Origin of the sequence: Streptomyces sp. F001, from assembly GCF_004187715.1 — a bacterium.
Lineage (GTDB): Bacteria > Actinomycetota > Actinomycetes > Streptomycetales > Streptomycetaceae > Streptomyces > Streptomyces flavusporus.
Window position 1 is genome coordinate 51671 of the sequence record NZ_QZWF01000020.1, and the last position, 16015, is coordinate 67685.

General features: G+C 70.5%; 14 protein-coding genes and 2 pseudogenes. 6 read left to right on the forward strand and 10 right to left on the reverse strand.

Annotated elements, in window-relative coordinates; translation table 11 throughout:
• Window positions 1-66: 66 nt before the first annotated feature.
• Window positions 67-465, reverse strand: coding sequence for a helix-turn-helix domain-containing protein (locus StrepF001_RS36735; protein ID WP_129802505.1), 399 nt, complete (start codon window positions 463-465; stop codon window positions 67-69).
• A 138-nt stretch (window positions 466-603) separates the two neighbouring features.
• Here StrepF001_RS36735 and StrepF001_RS36740 point away from each other — a divergent pair, with 138 nt between their 5' ends.
• The gene (locus StrepF001_RS36740; RefSeq protein WP_129802506.1) at window positions 604-1452 is read left to right on the forward strand and encodes an NAD(P)H-binding protein; all 849 of its coding nucleotides are present in this window, start codon (window positions 604-606) and stop codon (window positions 1450-1452) included.
• Between the two features lie 157 nt (window positions 1453-1609).
• Here the strand turns inward: StrepF001_RS36740 and StrepF001_RS36745 are convergent.
• Window positions 1610-2653 (reverse strand): annotated as a pseudogene (locus StrepF001_RS36745) (LacI family DNA-binding transcriptional regulator).
• Between the two features lie 307 nt (window positions 2654-2960).
• Here StrepF001_RS36745 and StrepF001_RS36750 point away from each other — a divergent pair.
• Window positions 2961-4096, forward strand: a pseudogene (locus StrepF001_RS36750) (Gfo/Idh/MocA family oxidoreductase).
• A 34-nt stretch (window positions 4097-4130) separates the two neighbouring features.
• Here the strand turns inward: StrepF001_RS36750 and StrepF001_RS36755 are convergent.
• Window positions 4131-5333 carry an RNA-guided endonuclease TnpB family protein gene (locus StrepF001_RS36755; RefSeq protein ID WP_129802507.1) on the reverse strand — a complete coding sequence of 401 codons (1203 nt, stop codon included), beginning with the start codon at window positions 5331-5333 and terminating at the stop codon, window positions 4131-4133.
• Window positions 5334-5362: 29 nt separating this feature from the next.
• Here StrepF001_RS36755 and StrepF001_RS36760 point away from each other — a divergent pair, with 29 nt between their 5' ends.
• From StrepF001_RS36760 to StrepF001_RS36770, 3 genes are all read left to right on the forward strand, one after another.
• Entirely contained in the window at window positions 5363-5521 is a 159-nt protein-coding gene (locus StrepF001_RS36760; protein ID WP_129802508.1) for an Arc family DNA-binding protein, read from the forward strand.
• Window positions 5522-5605: 84 nt separating this feature from the next.
• Window positions 5606-6775, forward strand: a complete 1170-nt coding sequence (locus StrepF001_RS36765; RefSeq protein WP_129802509.1) for a dihydrodipicolinate synthase family protein — start codon at window positions 5606-5608, stop codon at window positions 6773-6775.
• A gap of 32 nt (window positions 6776-6807) precedes the next feature.
• Window positions 6808-7605: a sugar phosphate isomerase/epimerase family protein gene (locus StrepF001_RS36770; protein ID WP_129802548.1), complete on the forward strand. Its 798-nt coding sequence runs from the start codon at window positions 6808-6810 to the stop codon at window positions 7603-7605.
• A 60-nt stretch (window positions 7606-7665) separates the two neighbouring features.
• Here StrepF001_RS36770 and StrepF001_RS36775 read toward each other — a convergent pair whose 3' ends face one another.
• A complete protein-coding gene (locus StrepF001_RS36775) occupies window positions 7666-8259 on the reverse strand; it encodes a DinB family protein (RefSeq protein WP_129802510.1) in 594 nt (197 codons plus the stop codon).
• Between the two features lie 65 nt (window positions 8260-8324).
• On the opposite strand from StrepF001_RS36775, the gene StrepF001_RS36780 reads away from it, so the two are divergent.
• Entirely contained in the window at window positions 8325-8765 is a 441-nt protein-coding gene (locus tag StrepF001_RS36780) for a GNAT family N-acetyltransferase (protein WP_129802511.1), read from the forward strand.
• A 197-nt stretch (window positions 8766-8962) separates the two neighbouring features.
• Here StrepF001_RS36780 and StrepF001_RS36785 read toward each other — a convergent pair whose 3' ends face one another.
• From StrepF001_RS36785 to StrepF001_RS36810, 6 genes are all read right to left on the reverse strand, one after another.
• Entirely contained in the window at window positions 8963-9940 is a 978-nt protein-coding gene (locus StrepF001_RS36785) for a helix-turn-helix domain-containing protein (protein ID WP_129802512.1), read from the reverse strand.
• A gap of 60 nt (window positions 9941-10000) precedes the next feature.
• Window positions 10001-10390, reverse strand: a complete 390-nt coding sequence (gene rbsD / locus StrepF001_RS36790) for a D-ribose pyranase (RefSeq protein WP_129802513.1) — start codon at window positions 10388-10390, stop codon at window positions 10001-10003.
• Window positions 10387-11289 carry a ribokinase gene (locus StrepF001_RS36795; protein WP_129802514.1) on the reverse strand — a complete coding sequence of 301 codons (903 nt, stop codon included), beginning with the start codon at window positions 11287-11289 and terminating at the stop codon, window positions 10387-10389. Before StrepF001_RS36795 ends, rbsD begins: the two co-directional genes overlap by 4 nt.
• Window positions 11290-11358: 69 nt before the next feature.
• Window positions 11359-13308: a substrate-binding domain-containing protein gene (locus StrepF001_RS36800; RefSeq protein WP_129802515.1), complete on the reverse strand. Its 1950-nt coding sequence runs from the start codon at window positions 13306-13308 to the stop codon at window positions 11359-11361.
• Window positions 13298-14818 carry a sugar ABC transporter ATP-binding protein gene (locus StrepF001_RS36805; RefSeq protein ID WP_129802516.1) on the reverse strand — a complete coding sequence of 507 codons (1521 nt, stop codon included), beginning with the start codon at window positions 14816-14818 and terminating at the stop codon, window positions 13298-13300. The genes StrepF001_RS36800 and StrepF001_RS36805 overlap by 11 nt, the downstream gene beginning before the upstream one ends.
• Window positions 14815-15849 carry a LacI family DNA-binding transcriptional regulator gene (locus StrepF001_RS36810; RefSeq protein WP_129802517.1) on the reverse strand — a complete coding sequence of 345 codons (1035 nt, stop codon included), beginning with the start codon at window positions 15847-15849 and terminating at the stop codon, window positions 14815-14817. The genes StrepF001_RS36805 and StrepF001_RS36810 overlap by 4 nt, the downstream gene beginning before the upstream one ends.
• Between the last annotated feature and the right edge of the window lie 166 nt (window positions 15850-16015).

A 16015-nucleotide genomic window follows, 5' to 3' on the forward strand; every position in this document is an offset into this window, starting at 1 on the left:
GGGTCATACGTCAAGTGGACTTGAGGTCAAGGGTGCGACTCCCGAACCGAACCCCATGCAAGCCTGCTAGCGGGCAGCCGGTTCGGTGTCGTAGTCGTGCCGGGCCTGTTCGACCCTGTCCAGGTTCTCGGCGGCCCATTCGGCCAGGTGCGCGAAGAGCGGGGCGAGGCTGCGGCCGAGTTCGCTGATCTCGTACTCGACCCGAGGGGGGACCTCCGGGTGGTACGTGCGCACGATCAGGCCGTCGCGCTCCAGTTGCCGCAACCGCTGCGTCAGCACCTTGGGCGTGATCTTTGCGATGCGCCGCTCCAGTTCGACGAAGCGCTGCCGGCCGTGGGTGTGGAGCGTCCACAGGATCGGTGTGGTCCAGCGGCTGAAGACGATGTCCACGACCGGGCTGATCGGGCAGGCGAGTTCCGGTTCGGCGGCCCCGGCCGGCGTCCAGGTCGTCGTGTCGGGCGCCATGCGCATCCCCCTGGGGTAGCCACTTTCCTATAGGTACCTACTATACCGACGGTGTTAGCGTCCTTCCATCGCCCGGAGAGCCGGCCTCCGGGGCCCTTTCGGCAGATTCAAATGCCCTGCTAAATATGGGAGTTGGACATGATCGTAGTGACGGGTGCGACCGGCAATGTGGGACGTTCGCTTGTACGGATCCTGGTCGCGGCCGGCGAGCCGGTGACCGCGACCTCGCGCAGGATCGCCGACGCGGATCTGCCTCAGGCGGTGCTGCGGCGGCCGGCGGATCTCGTCGACGCGGAGAGTCTGCGGCCGGTCCTCGACGGCGCCGACGCACTGTTCCTGCAGAACGGCGGCCCCAGCGCACACCTGCTCAGCCCCCGGGATCTCGTGGACGTCGCCAAGGCAGGCGGTGTGCGGCGGATCGTGCTGCTGTCCTCCCAAGGGGTCGCGACCCGGCCCGGATCGGCCTCGCACGGGGAGATCGCCCGGGCCATCGAGGACGCGGTACGGCAGTCCGGGCTGGAGTGGACCGTCCTACGGCCCGGCGGCTTCGCCTCCAACACCTACGCCTGGGCCGAGTCGGTCCGCACCCGGCGGACCGTCGCCGCGCCGTTCGGTGATGTCGGGCTGCCCGTCATCGACCCGGACGACATCGCCGAGGTCGCCGCGGCGGCGCTGCGCGAAGGGGGCCGGCATGCGGGGCAGGCCTACGAGTTGACCGGTCCCGCCCTCATCACGCCCCGGCAGCAGGCCGAGGCTCTCGGGGACGCGCTCGGTGAACCTGTCCGCTTGGCCGAGCAGACCCGCGACGAGGCCAGGGCCCAGATGCTGCGGTTCATGCCCGAATCGGTGGTCGAGACCACGCTGAGCATCCTGGGCGAGCCCACGCCCGCCGAGCAGCGGATCAGCCCCGACGTCGAGCGGGTCCTCGGCCGTACGCCCGGCACGTTCGCGGACTGGGCGCGGCGCCACGTCGCCGCCTTCCGATAGGCGTTGCCCTTCAGCCGGCCTTCAGTCCGCCGGACCGCCCGTCGCCGGCTTCTGTCGGAGAAGGCGCGGGGAAAGTCGCAGACCCATCCCTCGCCTTCCTCCTGCACCATCGAGGTGACCTGGCTGGAAAGCCGCCCCTTCCCCGGGGCGGCACGCCTCACTCCCGCGGCACCCCCGAAGATCCCCGCACCATCAACTCCCCCGCACCGTCGCGATCCCCCGGGCGGCGGCTCCTCCCGCCCCATGGCGATCCGCCCGGCCCGCGCCCCGCCTGCGCGAGCGGCAGCCGTACCGTCGTCAGTGAAGGCACCGCGTCGATGCTGAACGGCAGGTCGTCGAAGCCGGCCACCGAGACGTCCTCCGGGATCCGCAGCCCCGACTCCCGCAGCGCCGCGCACGCCCCCAGCGCGACGGAGTCGTTCGCGGCGACGACGGCCGTCAGGGACGGGTCCCGGCGCAGCAGCTCCAGGGTGGCCTCGTGGCCGGACCGGCGGTCGTAGCGGCCGTGGACCGTCCAGCGCGGGTCCTCCTGGATCCCCGCCGCCTCCAGCGCCGCCCGATGCCCCTCCAGGCGGTGGCGGGTGGTGGTGCGCTCCTCCGGGCCCGCGATGTAGCCGAGCCGCCGGTGGCCGAGGCCGATCAGGTGCTCGGTCAGCTGCCGGCCCCCTCCCCGGTTGTCGAAGGTCAGCGCGACCGCGGACGTGTCCGGCGCCGGCGGCCGGCCGCACAGCACCACCCGCGTCCCGGCGTCCGTCAGTTTCCGCAGCTTCGCGGAGACCGCCGCCACATGCGAGGCGTCCTCGATCGCGCCGCCGGTCAGGACGACCGCAGCGGCCCGCTGCCGCTGGAGCAGGGTGAGGTAGGTCAGCTCGCGCTCCGGGGAGCCGCCCGTGTTGCAGACGACGGCCAGCCGCTCACCGCCCGCGCGCCCGCCCGGCCCGCCGATCTCGGACTGGATCGCGCTCGCCATGATCCCGAAGAAGGGGTCGGCGATGTCGTTGACCAGGATCCCGACCAGGTCGGAGGTCGCGGCGGCGAGCGCGCTGGCGGGGCCGTTGAGCACGTAGTCCAGCTCGTCGACCGCCTTGAGCACCCGCTCCCGGGTGGAGGCGGCCACCGGGTAGTTCCCGTTCAGCACGCGCGACACCGTCGCGGGCGAGACCTGCGCGCGGGCCGCCACGTCCGCCAGGGTCACCGTCATCTCGTCGTCCTCCGGTCGCGCGTCTTGTCGTACGTCGTCGTACACGTGCGGTGCTCGTACGTCGTCATACACGTGCAGTGCACGGGCCACGGTTTCGTGCAGACCATAAGGCCCGGAACCCCACTTGTTCGCCCCCTCGAACAACTCGAGACGGTCACGGCCTTGTCTCGACCGCTGGTCAGAGGCTAGCTTCTCATGGGATAGAAAGCGCTTGCTGTACGGCTTACCAGTAGCACCGGTGACATCAGTGAATCCAGGGAATCCAGACGATCGACGGGGCGGACCAGACGCCCACGAAGGGAACGACGTGACACGCAAGACGGTGCGTATCGCCATGAACGGTGTGACCGGGCGCATGGGCTACCGCCAGCACCTCGTCCGCTCCATCCTGGCCCTCCGCGAACAGGGCGGCCTCGACCTCGGCGACGGCACCGTGCTGTGGCCGGAACCGATCCTCGTCGGCCGCCGCGAACACGCCCTCAAGGCACTCGCCGAGCGGCACGGCCTGGAACACCTCTCCACGGACGTGGACGCGGTCCTCGCCGACGACACCGTGGACATCTACTTCGACGCCCAGGTCACCTCGGCCCGCGAGGAGGCCATCAAGAAGGCGATCGCGGCCGGAAAGCACATCTACACGGAGAAGCCCACGGCCACCGGACTCGAGGGTGCCCTGGAACTGGCCCGCCTGGCGGCCGGGAAGGGCATCAAGCACGGCGTCGTCCAGGACAAGCTCTTCCTCCCGGGCCTGCTGAAGCTCAAGCGGCTCATCGACGGCGGCTTCTTCGGCCGGATCCTGTCCGTGCGCGGCGAGTTCGGCTACTGGGTCTTCGAGGGCGACTGGCAGCCCGCCCAGCGCCCCTCCTGGAACTACCGCGCCGAGGACGGCGGCGGCATCGTCACTGGGAGTACGTCCTGCACGAACTGTTCGGCCGGGTGCGCTCCGTCCAGGCCCTGACCGCCACCCACATCCCGCAGCGCTGGGACGAGAACGGCAAGCCCTATGACGCCACCGCCGACGACGCCGCCTACGGCATCTTCGAGCTGGAGGGCGGCGCGATCGCCCAGATCAACTCGTCGTGGGCCGTGCGCGTCAACCGCGACGAGCTGGTCGAGTTCCAGGTGGACGGCACGGAGGGCTCGGCGGTCGCCGGCCTGCGCAACTGCCGCGTCCAGCACCGCAGCGCCACCCCCAAGCCGGTCTGGAACCCGGACATCCCGGCCACCTACTCCTTCCGCGACCAGTGGCAGGAGGTCCCGGACAACACCGAGTTCGACAACGGCTTCAAGGCCCAGTGGGAGCTGTTCCTCAAGCACGTCTACGCCGACGCCCCCTACCACTGGGACCTGCTCGCCGGCGCCCGTGGTGTCCAGCTCGCCGAGCTGGGCCTCAAGTCCACGGCCGAGGGCCGCCGTATCGACGTACCGGAGATCGCGCTTTGACCGCTCCCCTCCCTTCAGGGAGGGGATTCCTGGCTCAGGCTGCCTCCGGGAGCTGCGCTCCCGGAGGTCTTACGCCCTCGACACCAGCCGGGTTCAGACCAGCCCGGGCGAGCATCACGCGGGCGGAGTTCTTGTCCCTGGAGGACGCGACTCCGCACACGGTGCAGGTGTATATGCGTTCCGAAAGAGGAAGTGCGTGCTTGGTTCTCGCTCCGCACGACGCGCAGTCCATGGTGGTGTGCGCGGGATGCACCAGACGGATATCCCGTCCGTGCTTGCGGCCCATCTCAATCAGGGCCTTTTTCGTGGCACCGATCGCGGCGTCCGCCGCCTTGCGCGCCAACGAGGACCTGGCGAGGAATTTCGGCTTGAAGTCCTCCACGGCGATGGCATCGTGGTCGGTCACGACCTTCTTCGCCCACTTGCGGCCCGTGTCCTGTCGCTGCCGGGCGATCTTCGCGTAGGTCTTCGCCCGCCACTTCTTCGCCTCCCGGTAGCCCTTCGAGGCGGCCTGCCCCTTCTTCGGTTTGCGGCGGGCCATCATCCGGTCGTACCGGGTCAGCTTGGCCTGGGCCTTCTTCCCGTGCTGGGCGTGCGGGAGGTCGTGGGCCTCCGAGGTGGTGGTCGCGGTCTCCTTCACGCCCCAGTCGATCCCGAGCACCCGGCCGGTCTCCGGCAGCGGCTGCACCTCGGCGGGCACGACGAACGAGGCGTACCAGTGCCCGACGCTGTCCTGGTATACCCGCACCGAGGAAGGGTCTGCGGGCAGGTCCCGCGACCACACCACTGTCAGCGCGATCCCGCCCGCAAGGTGCAGGCGATTGCCCTTCAGCCGGAACCCACGCCGGGTGTAGTTCAGCGTCGGCAAGGCTTCGCGCTTCGTCTTGTACTTCGGCATTCCGGCCCGACGATGTACCGGCAGCCGTTCCTTGATGTCCTTCTGCGCCTTCGCGCGGGACTTGCCGAAGTCCCGGATGAGCTGCTGCTGCGGCACCGAAGAACCCTCAGCCAACCACGGTGCCATCGACCGGGCCTCGGTCAGCATCCGGTCCAACCGGGCCGGGCCGCACGGCTCACCCCCGGCGTAGGCCTTCTTCGACCGGGCCACACACTCGTTCCAGAGCCACCGGCACCGGTCCCATTCTGCGCGAAGCGCCGCGCGAGCCGTCGAGGACATACGAAGCCGGTAGGTGTACCGGGCATGCCCGGTTTCTCTAGCCGACTTTGGTGTCGTCATGACACCACGCTAGCACTACAGTTGAGGTCATGGACCATGAAGTACGCATCACGCTCAGGCTGCCCGCCGGCCTTCACGAATGGCTGGTTGCTCAGGCCAAGTCCGCCCGCCGGTCTCTCAACTCCGAGATCGTGTATCGCTTGGAAGGCGAGCGCGCCGCTACTGAGGCGGACGGCGAATCGCGCTAACAGCGATTCGCCTTTCCCTTCCCTGCTCTGCAGGGACCCGATTCCCCTCCGGCCTGAAGGCCGAGCCAACCTCGGAGGTTCCCGGTGACCATCCAACTCCCCACCTTCAAGGGTGGCCTGCGGGCGTACGAGCCCCGCCAGGAGTCTCTAGCCCTCATTCCGGGCGCGCCCTTCACCTCCCGTACGGTCTTCTCGGCGGCGCACGTCGTCGCCGACCCGTACGCCGACGTGTCACCCGACTCACCCGCCGCCGTCGACTGGGACGCCACCCTCGCTTTCCGCTGCCACCTGTGGTCCCACGGGCTCGGCGTCGCCGAGGCCATGGACACCGCCCAGCGCGGGATGGGCCTGGACTGGGCGGGCGCGGCCGAGCTGATCCGGCGGTCGGCAGCGGAGGCCCGGAGTGTGGGCGGTCGTATCGCGTGCGGGGTGGGCACGGACCAGCTGACCGTCACCGAGATCGGGTACCCCTACAGCCTGCAGGAGATCCGCGCCGCGTACGAGGAACAGCTCGCGGTCGTGGAGGAGTCGGGCGCCCAGGCGATCCTGATGGCCTCCCGGGCGCTCGCGGCCGTCGCCAAGAGCCCCGAGGACTACCTGGAGGTCTACGGCCACCTGCTCCGCCAGGCGTCCGAGCCCGTCATCCTGCACTGGCTCGGCCCCATGTTCGACCTGGCTCTGGAGGGCTACTGGGGCGCCACCGACCTGGACCCCGCCACCAGCACCTTCCTGGAGGTCATCGCCGCCCACCCGGACAAGGTCGACGGCATCAAGGTCTCCCTGCTGGACGCCCAGCGCGAGATCGACATCCGCCGCCGCCTCCCGCAGGGCGTCCGCTGCTACACCGGCGACGACTTCAACTATCCCGAGCTGATCGCCGGTGACGACCAGAGCTTCAGCCACGCCCTGCTCGGCATCTTCGACCCGCTGGGGCCGTTGGCGGCGGAGGCGGTCCGGGTGCTGGACACGGGGGACGTGGCCGGGTTCCGGGGGCTGTTGGACCCGACGGTCGAGCTGTCCCGGCACCTGTTCCAGGCGCCTACCCGCTTCTACAAGACGGGCGTGGTCTTCCTGGCCTGGCTGGCCGGCCACCAGTCCCACTTCACGATGGTCGGCGGCCTGCAGTCGGCCCGCTCCCTCCCGCACTTCGCCCGCGCCTACGAACTCGCCGACGGCCTGGGCCTGTTCCCGGACCCGAAGCTGGCGGAGGACCGGATGAAGAACCTGCTCGCACTGTACGGGGTGCCCCAGTGACCAGTGACCTCTCCCGCTTCTCCATCAACCAGATGACGGTGAAGCAGCTGTCGATGCCGGAACTGGTCGACGCATGCGTCGAGTTGGAGGTCCCCGGCGTGGGCCTGTGGCGCGAACCCGTCCAGTCGTACGGCGTGGAGGTGACGGCGAAACTGGTCCGGGACGCGGGCCTGACGGTGACGACGTTGTGCCGGGGCGGCTTCTTCACGGCGATCGACCCGGAGGAGCGCGCCCATGCCCTGGCCGACAACCGCCGCGCCATCGACGAGGCCGCCACCCTCGGCACCGACACGCTGGTCCTGGTCTCGGGCGGCCTGCCGGACGGCTCCAAGGACCTGCACGGCGCCCGGGAGCGCATCGCGGACGCGCTCGCGGAGTTGGGCCCATACGCCGGATCGCACGGCGTACGCCTCGCCATCGAGCCGCTGCACCCGATGTACGCAGCCGACCGCTGCGTCGTCTCCACCCTCACCCAGGCCCTGGACCTCGCGGAACGCTTCCCCGCGCACCAGGTCGGCGTCACGGTGGACACGTACCACATCTGGTGGGACGACAACGCCCCCGCGCAGATCGCCCGCGCGGGTGCCGGCGGCCGTATCCACACCTTCCAACTCGCCGACTGGACCACCCCGTTGCCGGAGGGCGTCCTCAACGGCCGCGGTCAGATCGGCGACGGTGCGATCGACATGCGGGAGTGGAAGAGGTACGTGGAGGAGGCCGGGTACACCGGTCCCATCGAGGTCGAGCTGTTCAACGAGAAGCTGTGGGCCCGGGACGGACGGGAGGTGCTGGCGGAGACGGCCCGGCGGTTCGTGGAGCACACCGCATAGGGATGACCGGGTGGCCCGCCCATAGCGGAATGCGGGCCACCCGGGGGTCGGCCGCCGACGTCACTCGCGCCGGTCGGCTTCCTGGGCTGCGCGCTCCAGTTGGCCTCGATAGTTCTCCCACCATGCTGCGTCGCCCGGCGGCATGCTGTCGTTGCCCTTGTTCATCCCGACGGCACCGTCCGTGAGTTCCCGGACGATGTCGGCCTGCCCGGCGTGCCGGTGCGTGTCAGCGATGACGCGCACCACGGCATGATGCAACGTCACTTCGTTTCTGTCGGCCGGCCACCACGGCACCTTGCCGACCGTGTTCAGCGGCAGCGCGTCGATCGTCGCGTCCGCGTGCGCCCACGCCCGGCGGTAGAGCTGCACGATGTACTCGCGTGACTCGTCGGCGGTGGCCCACATGTCGCCGTTGGTCCGAGCCGCGTCCTCGAGCCAGGGCAGTGGCTCGCCGGACGGCCGTCCGAAGGTGTCGCCGAGGTAGCCCAGTTCCACGGTGGCCACGTGTTTCACCAGGCCCAGCAGGTTCGTGCCGGTCGGCGTCCGCGGGCGGCGGATGTCGTACTCCGAGAGTCCTTCGAGCTTCCAGAGCAGGGCATCGCGGGCGGACTGCAGGTAGAAGTGGAGGTCTGCCTTGGGATCCGATGCGGTCATGAGGCCAGTCTGCCGCTCGCGCGATCCTTGTCCACTGCCTTTGCCTGCCCGGTAGCGTGGCGATCATGGCTGACTGGGATGTTCGGCAGGCGTCGGCGTCGGACGTCGAGGCGGTGGCCGAGTTGCGTGCCGTGGTGCTGCGGGCGGATCTGGAACGGCTCGGGCGGTACGACGAGCAGCGGGTGCGGCAGCGGCTGCGGGACGGATTCGACCCGGCCCACACCTGGGTGATCGAGGTGGGCGGTACGTTCGCCGGCTGCGTGGCGCTGCGACCGGCCGAGGACGCCCACTGGCTGGAGCACTTCTACCTGGCCCCGCATCTTCAGGGCAGCGGTATCGGTTCGGGCGTGCTGCGCGAGCTGCTGGAGCGGTGTGACCGCCGCGGTGTCCTCGTCCGGTTGAACGTGCTGCAGGGCAGTCGGGCCCAACAGCTGTACGAGCGGCACGGGTTCACGGTCGAGACCGAGGATCCGGTGGATGTGTTCATGGTGCGCCACCTGGACTGATGGTCATGTCCGGCGGCAGCCCGACGTGCGGTGCCGATCGTCGACGCCGATACGACGGCATCGGTACCGCACGCCGGTCCCCCCGGTGCTTCCCCGCCGTGCACGCCGTCCATCTGTGCACAAGCGCAAGGATGACAAGGACAGGCCCTTGATTCCTTGGCCGCGCGTGCACGGATCTTGACAATTCCTGCATATCGTCATGCGTGTCGGCGCTGGTCGTGGTGCCGGTAGTCCCTGGGTGTCGTCCCGTAGGCGCGGCGGAAGAGCCGGCTGAAGGTCGCGGGGTCGACGAAGCCCCAGCGGGCGGCCACGGCCTGGATGGAACGGCCGTGCAGGCGCGGGTCGGTGAGGTCGCGGCGGCAGCGTTCCAGGCGGCGGTGCCGGATCCAGGCCGCCGGTGTCGCGCCCTCCTCCGCGAACAGCTGGTGGAGGTGGCGCACCGAGATGCCGTGGGCGGCCGCGACGGTGGCGGGGGACAGGGACGGATCGCCGAGGTTCTGGTCGATGAAGTCCCGGATGCGGACATGCAGGGCACGCCGGCGTGACTCCGGGGTCATCGCGTCCTCGGCGTCCAGGCAGCGGCCGAGCACGGTGGCGAGCAGGTCCGTGGTCACCGACGCCAGCGCCGGGGCGTCGGCCGACGTGAACTCGTCGGCGCGGGTGGCGACATCGGCCAGCCAGCGGTACAGGGCTCCGCCCATGCCGTGGTCGAGCGGGACCGGCGCGGCCAGCACCCGGCGGATCGTTCTCGGCGGCAGCGGCAGCAGAGCGTGGGGGAGCGTGACGATCACGCACGACAGGGGGGCGGACATCCCGGTGAGCCGTGCCTCGTACGGCAGGCTGCTGTCGACGAGGACGAGGTCACCTCTGCGGAACGCGCTCTCGCGTCCGTCCTGCGCGGCGCATCCCTCGCCCCTGAACTGGCAGTTGACCTGGAAGACCTCCGGGTCGGACCGCCGGATGACCCGGGCCGTGCGCACTGTCTCCAGCTGCGGGAAGCGCAGTTCGGCGATCTGTACGTCGCCGAGCGGCAGTACCCGCATCGTGGCCAGGAAGTCGTCCTCCCGCTCGCTGCGCTGCAGGTTGGGCAGGTGGGTCCGCCCGGCGATGTCCTGCCACAGGTCCCACCGCTCGCCGGCCGGCACGACCTCGGTCCGGAACTCCTGCACCAGCATGAGAACAGGGTAAGGAGGCGGGGCCGGAATAAACCTGGAGAGAATGCGAAGCCGTGGGCGTCAGAAGAACACTCCGCACCGCAGCAGCACATTCGCGTACGGCCGGGCCTCCCCGGTCCGTACGACCAGCCGCGTGCCCGCCGACAGCTCCTTGAGCTTCTCGTGGGAGACCAGCGTCAGCTCGGGGAAGTGGCCGTCCAGCAGCGCTGATGCCGCCGGGTTGGCTTCCCGCACCTCGGTCGCGGCCGTCGCGCCCTCGATCACCAGCTCGGCCAGCAGGCCGTCGAGGACCTCGGCGAAGGACGGGACTCCGGCCCGGAAGGCCAGGTCGACGACGCGCGGCCCGCCGGGTATCGGCATACCGGCGTCGCACACCAGTACCCCGTCGCCGTGGCCCAGTTCGGCCAGTGCGCCGGAGAGATGACGGTTCAGGATTCCGGCCTTCTTCACAGCGCTGCGACCTCTTCCGCGGTCGGGAAGGACTCCTGCGCGCCCTGCTTCGTGACGGCCGCCGCCCCGACGCGGGCCGCGTACGCCGCCGCCTCGGCCAGGGACGCGCCCGCGCCCAGTTTCCAGGCCAGCGCCGCGGTGAAGGCGTCGCCGGCGCCGGTGGTGTCCACGGCGTCCACCTTCATGGACGGCACCCGCGTCACGCCCTCAGCGGAGGCCACCAGCGACCCCTCCGCCCCCAGCGTCACGACCACCGAACGCGGGCCGCGCGCCAGCAGGATCCGCGCCCAGTCCGCGGGGTCGTCGCCGACCAGGGCGTCGCCCAGGATCACCTTCGCCTCGTGCTCGTTCAGGATCAGCGGATCGCAGGCCGCCAGCACCTCCTGCGGCAGCGGCCGCGGCGGGGACGGGTTCAGCACGAACCGGCTGTCGGGCCCCATGCTCCGTACCGCCTCCACGACCGTCTCCAGCGGGATCTCCAGCTGCGCCGACACCACCCGCGAGGCGTGGAAGAGGCTGCCCGCCGCCCGCACGTCCTCGGGCGTGAGCTTCCCGTTGGCCCCGGGCGACACCACGATGCTGTTGTCGCCGGACGGGTCCACGGTGATCAGTGCGACGCCGGTCGGCGCGCCGCCCACCAGGACGCCCACCGTGTCGACGCCGGCCGCCCGCTGCGAGTCGAGCAGCAGCCGGCCGTGGGCGTCGTCGCCGACCCGGGCCAGCAGGGCCGTACGGGCACCGAGACGGGCGGCCGCGACCGCCTGGTTCGCGCCCTTGCCGCCCGGGTGGACGGCCAGGTCGGAGCCGAGCACCGTCTCACCGGCCGCCGGCCGCCGCTCGACCCCGATCACCAGGTCGGCGTTGGCCGACCCCACGACCAGCAGGTCGTAGTCGTACATCACATGTCTCCCCTGGTAGGTGACCTGAGGCGGGCGCCCCCAGTGAGGGCGCCCGCCTGTTGCCCGGTGTCAGCCGCCGAAGCCGGCCACGTTCTCCTTCGTGACCACCTTCACCGGCACCTTCACCATCTCGCTGACCTTCTCGCCGTCGGCGGCCCGCAGCGCGTTGTCCACCGCGATCCGGCCCAGTTCCTTCGGCTGCTGCGCCACCGACGCGTACAGCGTGCCCGCCTCGACCGCCTTCAGCCCGTCCGGCGTGCCGTCGAAACCGACGACCTGGACCGACTTTCCGGCCTTCGACCCCAGCGCCTTGATCGCGCCGAGCGCCATCTCGTCGTTCTCCGCGAAGACGCCGTCGATGTCCGGGTGGGCCTGGAGCAGGTTCGTCATCACGTCGAGGCCCTTGGTGCGGTCGAAGTCGGCGGGCTGCTTGGCGACCACCTTGATGCCCGGGTAGGCCTTCAGGCCCTCGGCGAAGCCGGCGCCGCGCTCCCGGCTGGCGGAGGTGCCGGCCTGGCCCTGCAGGATCACGATCGTGCCGTTGCCGCCGAGCTTCTCGGCGAGCGCCTTGGCGCCCAGTTCGCCGCCCTCGACGTTGTCGGAGGCCACCAGGGCCGCCGTGTCCGCCTTGTTGACGCCTCGGTCGACGCCGACGACGGGGATGTCCGCCTTGTTGGCGGCCCGTACGGCCGGACTGGCCGCGTCCGAGTCCACCGGGTTCACGATGATCGAGGACAGGCCCTCGCTGGTGAAGTTCTGCAGCTGGTTGGCCTGCTGCGAGGCGTCGTTCTGCGCGTCGGTGACGGTGAGGTCCACGCCGAGCTTCTTCGCCTCCGCCTCCGCACCCGCCCGGATCTGCACGAAGAACGGGTTGTTGAGCGTGGACAGCGACAGCCCGACCTTCTGCGTCGTCGACGAGGAGCCACTGTGCAGCAGCGAGGTCGCGCCCACGATCGCCGCGGCGACCACGGCGGCCAGTACGTACGTCAGCGCCTGCTTGCCCTTGTTGCCGCCACCGGTCCCGGCCGGTGCCGCAGTGGCCCCCGCCTTGCGCCGCACCGTGTCGACCAGAACCGCCAGCGCGATCACGACACCGATGACGACCTGCTGCCAGAAGGCGGAGACGGACAGGAGGTTGAGGCCGTTCCGCAGCACCGCCAGGATCAGCGCACCGATCAGCGTCCCGGACGCCTTGCCGGTACCGCCCGCGAGCGAGGCACCGCCGATGACGACCGCGGCGATCGCGTCCAGCTCGTAGCCCTGCGCGGCCTGCGGCTGCGCGGAGGACAGCCGGGAGGCGAGCACGATGCCCGCGGCCGCGGCGAACAGCCCGGAGAACGCGTAGATCGCGAGCTTCTGCTTCTTCACCCGCAGACCCGACAGCCGGGCCGCCTCCTCGTTGCCGCCGATCGCGTACATGGAGCGCCCGATGTACGTCCGGCGCAGCACGAAGGCCGTGAGCAGCCAAATGACGATCATCACGAGCACCGGCACCGGAAGCCAGCCGCCGAGCGTGTCACCGAGGTGCGACACCGAGTCCGGGAAGGCGATCGGCGAGCCCTGCGAGATGACCAGCGACAGACCACGGGCCACCGACAGCATGGCCAGCGTCGCGATGAACGGCGGCAGCTTTCCGTACGAGATCAGGAAGCCGTTGACCAGGCCGGCCGCGATGCCGGTCCCGATCGCCAGCAGTACCGCCAGCACGACCGGGACGCCCTCGTTGGTGGCGCTCCAGGCGAGCACGGTGGCGGAGAGGGCGGCCACCGAACCGACCGAGAGGTCGATGCCCGCCGAGACGATCACGAAGGTGACGCCGAAGGCGAGGATCGCGGTGACGGCGGCCTGGACGCCGATGTTGAGCAGGTTGTCCGTCGTCAGGAAGTCGCCGGACAGCGCCGACAGCGCGACGACCAGGACGATGAGCGCGGTGAGCGCCCCGTTGTCGAGCAGCAGCCGGCGCAGTCCGCCGGAGGCGCCACCCGCGCCCGCCGTGCTCTTGAGCGTGTCAGTGGCCACGGGAGGCCTCCGTTTCAGTCGTAGGAGTGCTGACGGCAAGCGCCATCACGGCGTCCTGGGTCGCCCGGTCGGCGGGGAGTTCGCCCGCGATCCGGCCCTGCGCCATCACCAGCACCCGGTCGCTCATACCGAGCACCTCGGGCAGATCGCTGGAGATCATCAGGACGGCGGCGCCGGCGGCCGTCAGTTCGTTGATGAGCTGGTAGATCTCGACCTTGGCGCCGACGTCGATACCGCGCGTCGGCTCGTCGAGAATGAGCACCTTCGTGTCGGCGAGCAGCCACTTGCCGATGACGACCTTCTGCTGGTTGCCGCCGGAGAGGGTGCGCACCTGCTGGCCGAGGCCCGCCATGCGCACCCCGAGCTGCTCGGCGATCCGGGCGGCGGCCGCACGCTGGCCCTTGAGGTCGACGAGCCCGCCGCGGGTGGCCGAACGGAGCGTCACCAGGCCGAGGTTCTCCTCGACGGAGGCGTCCAGCACCAGCCCCTGCCCCTTGCGGTCCTCGGGGACGAGCCCGATCCCGGCGGACATGGCGGCGCCCACGTCATGGCGCCTGAGTTGCGAGCCCGCGACCTTCACGGCCCCCTTGTCGTAGGGGTCGGCCCCGAACACGGCCCGTACGACCTCGGTACGGCCGGCGCCCACGAGGCCCGCGATGCCGACGACTTCACCGGCGCGCACCTCGAAGCTCACGTCGTGGAAGACGCCGTCCCTGGTCAGCCCCTCCACCTTGAGGAGGGCCTCCCCGGCGTCGGTGCGCTCCCGCGGGTACTGCTGCTCGATCGACCGTCCCACCATGAGGCGTACGAGTTCGTCCTCGGGCGTGGCGGCGGGGACCTGCCCGACGCTCCTGCCGTCGCGGATGACGGTGACCCGGTCGCCGAGGGCGGCGATCTCCTCCAGGTGATGGGTGATGAAGACGATCCCGACCCCGTCCGCACGCAACGCGCGCACGATGGAGAAGAGCTTCTCGACCTCCTCGGAGGTGAGTACGGCGGTCGGCTCGTCCATGATCAGCACCCGGGCGTTCAGACTGAGCGCCTTGGCGATCTCGACCATCTGCAGGCGTGCGATGCCGAGTTCACGCACCTGCGCGCGCGGGGACACGTTGACGCCGACCCGCTTCAGCAGTTCGGCGGCCTCGGCCTCCATCCGCCTGCGGTCGATCATCCCGAACCGGCGCGGCTGCCGCCCGAGGAAGATGTTCTCGGCGACGGTCAGGTCGGGAACGAGATTGAACTCCTGGTAGATGGTGGCGATCCCGAGCCGCTCGGAGTCCTGTGCGCCATGGATGCGCACCTGCTCACCACCGACCAGGATCCGCCCGGAGTCGGGCGTGTAGGCACCGGACAGCATCTTGATGAGCGTGCTCTTGCCCGCGCCGTTCTCGCCGAGCAGCACATGCACCTCGCCCCGGCGCAGATCGAAGTCGACGCCGTCGAGCGCGACCACTCCGGGGAATGTCTTGCGTATGCCTTCGATGCGCAGCAGCTCGTCCGGGTTGCTCACGGCTGCCTCCTGTTCGTTGCGGGGGACGGCTCTTGGGGAGCGGACTCGCCGCACGAGCGGCGTACGACGAGTCGGGCGGGGAGGGTGACGGACTGCGGGGGTCGGCCCTCGATCCGGTCGACCAGCGCACGGACGGCGGCCCGCCCCAGCTCACCGGTCGGCTGGGCGATCGCGGTGATCGGCGGATCGGTGTGCACGAACCAGCGGATGTCGTCGAACGCGGCGAGCGCGATGTCGTCGGGAATCCGCAGCCCGCGCGCGCGTACGGCGTCCAGCGCGCCGAGCGCCATCAGGTTGTCGGCGGCGAAGACGACCTCGGGCGGCTCGGCCAGCTCCAGAAACCCCTCGGTGACCCGGCGTCCGCTGTCGGCCTGGAAGTCGCCCTGCCCTATGTAGGCGTCGGGGAGGGGAAGCCCGCACTCGGCCATGGCGTCCCGGAAGGCCTCGACGCGCTCGCTGCCGGTGGTGGTGGCCGCGGGTCCCGCGATGATGGCGAGCCGCCGGTGCCCCAGCCCGTGCAGATGCGCGACGAGATCCCGTACGGCGGCCCGTCCGTCCGCCCGGACGACGGGCACGTCGACCCCCGGGATCCACCGGTCCACGAACACCATGGGCGTCCCGGCGCGCACGGCGTCCAGCATGAGCGGGGAGCCGCCGTCGGTGGGGGAGACGAGCAGTCCGTCGATCCGGCGGTCGAGCAGGGTCCGTACGTGATGGTCCTGCAACTCGGGCCGTTCGTCGGCGTTGCCGATGATGACGCTGTACCCGAGGGCGCGGGCCTCCTCCTCGACGGAGCGGGCCAGTTCCGTGAAGTACGGGTTCAGTACGTCGCTGATGACCAGCCCGAGGGTCCGGGTCTGATCGGTGCGCAGCGAACGGGCGACGGCGTTCGGCCGATACCCCAGCGCCTCGACGGCGGCCAGCACACGCGTGCGTGCGTCCGCGCTCACCGACGGATGATCGTTCAGGACGCGCGACACCGTGGCGACGGATACCCCCGCCTCGGCGGCAACGTCCTTGATACTCGCCATCGCCGCTTCCACCTCCTCGTGGAATCGATTACACGGAGGATTGGAATCGATTACACGCGGGTTGGCAAGAGCCCGAGACCGGATCGTGATGGTCGCGCTCGGATGAGCGCTCGCGGGCCCCAGGGTCCGTCGGCCGGTGTCCGGGCGCCGTGTCGGACCCGCGCTG

What these genes read in the sequence shown, in the direction of transcription:
- StrepF001_RS36735 (WP_129802505.1), bottom strand. Translation starts at nt 465, where the DNA reads ATGGCGCCCGACACGACGACCTGGACGCCGGCCGGGGCCGCCGAACCG.
- StrepF001_RS36740 (WP_129802506.1), top strand. Translation starts at nt 604, where the DNA reads ATGATCGTAGTGACGGGTGCGACCGGCAATGTGGGACGTTCGCTTGTA.
- StrepF001_RS36755 (WP_129802507.1), bottom strand. Translation starts at nt 5,333, where the DNA reads ATGACGACACCAAAGTCGGCTAGAGAAACCGGGCATGCCCGGTACACC.
- StrepF001_RS36760 (WP_129802508.1), top strand. Translation starts at nt 5,363, where the DNA reads ATGGACCATGAAGTACGCATCACGCTCAGGCTGCCCGCCGGCCTTCAC.
- StrepF001_RS36770 (WP_129802548.1), top strand. Translation starts at nt 6,808, where the DNA reads ATGACGGTGAAGCAGCTGTCGATGCCGGAACTGGTCGACGCATGCGTC.
- StrepF001_RS36775 (WP_129802510.1), bottom strand. Translation starts at nt 8,259, where the DNA reads ATGACCGCATCGGATCCCAAGGCAGACCTCCACTTCTACCTGCAGTCC.
- StrepF001_RS36780 (WP_129802511.1), top strand. Translation starts at nt 8,325, where the DNA reads ATGGCTGACTGGGATGTTCGGCAGGCGTCGGCGTCGGACGTCGAGGCG.
- StrepF001_RS36785 (WP_129802512.1), bottom strand. Translation starts at nt 9,940, where the DNA reads ATGCTGGTGCAGGAGTTCCGGACCGAGGTCGTGCCGGCCGGCGAGCGG.
- StrepF001_RS36795 (WP_129802514.1), bottom strand. Translation starts at nt 11,289, where the DNA reads ATGTACGACTACGACCTGCTGGTCGTGGGGTCGGCCAACGCCGACCTG.
- StrepF001_RS36810 (WP_129802517.1), bottom strand. Translation starts at nt 15,849, where the DNA reads ATGGCGAGTATCAAGGACGTTGCCGCCGAGGCGGGGGTATCCGTCGCC.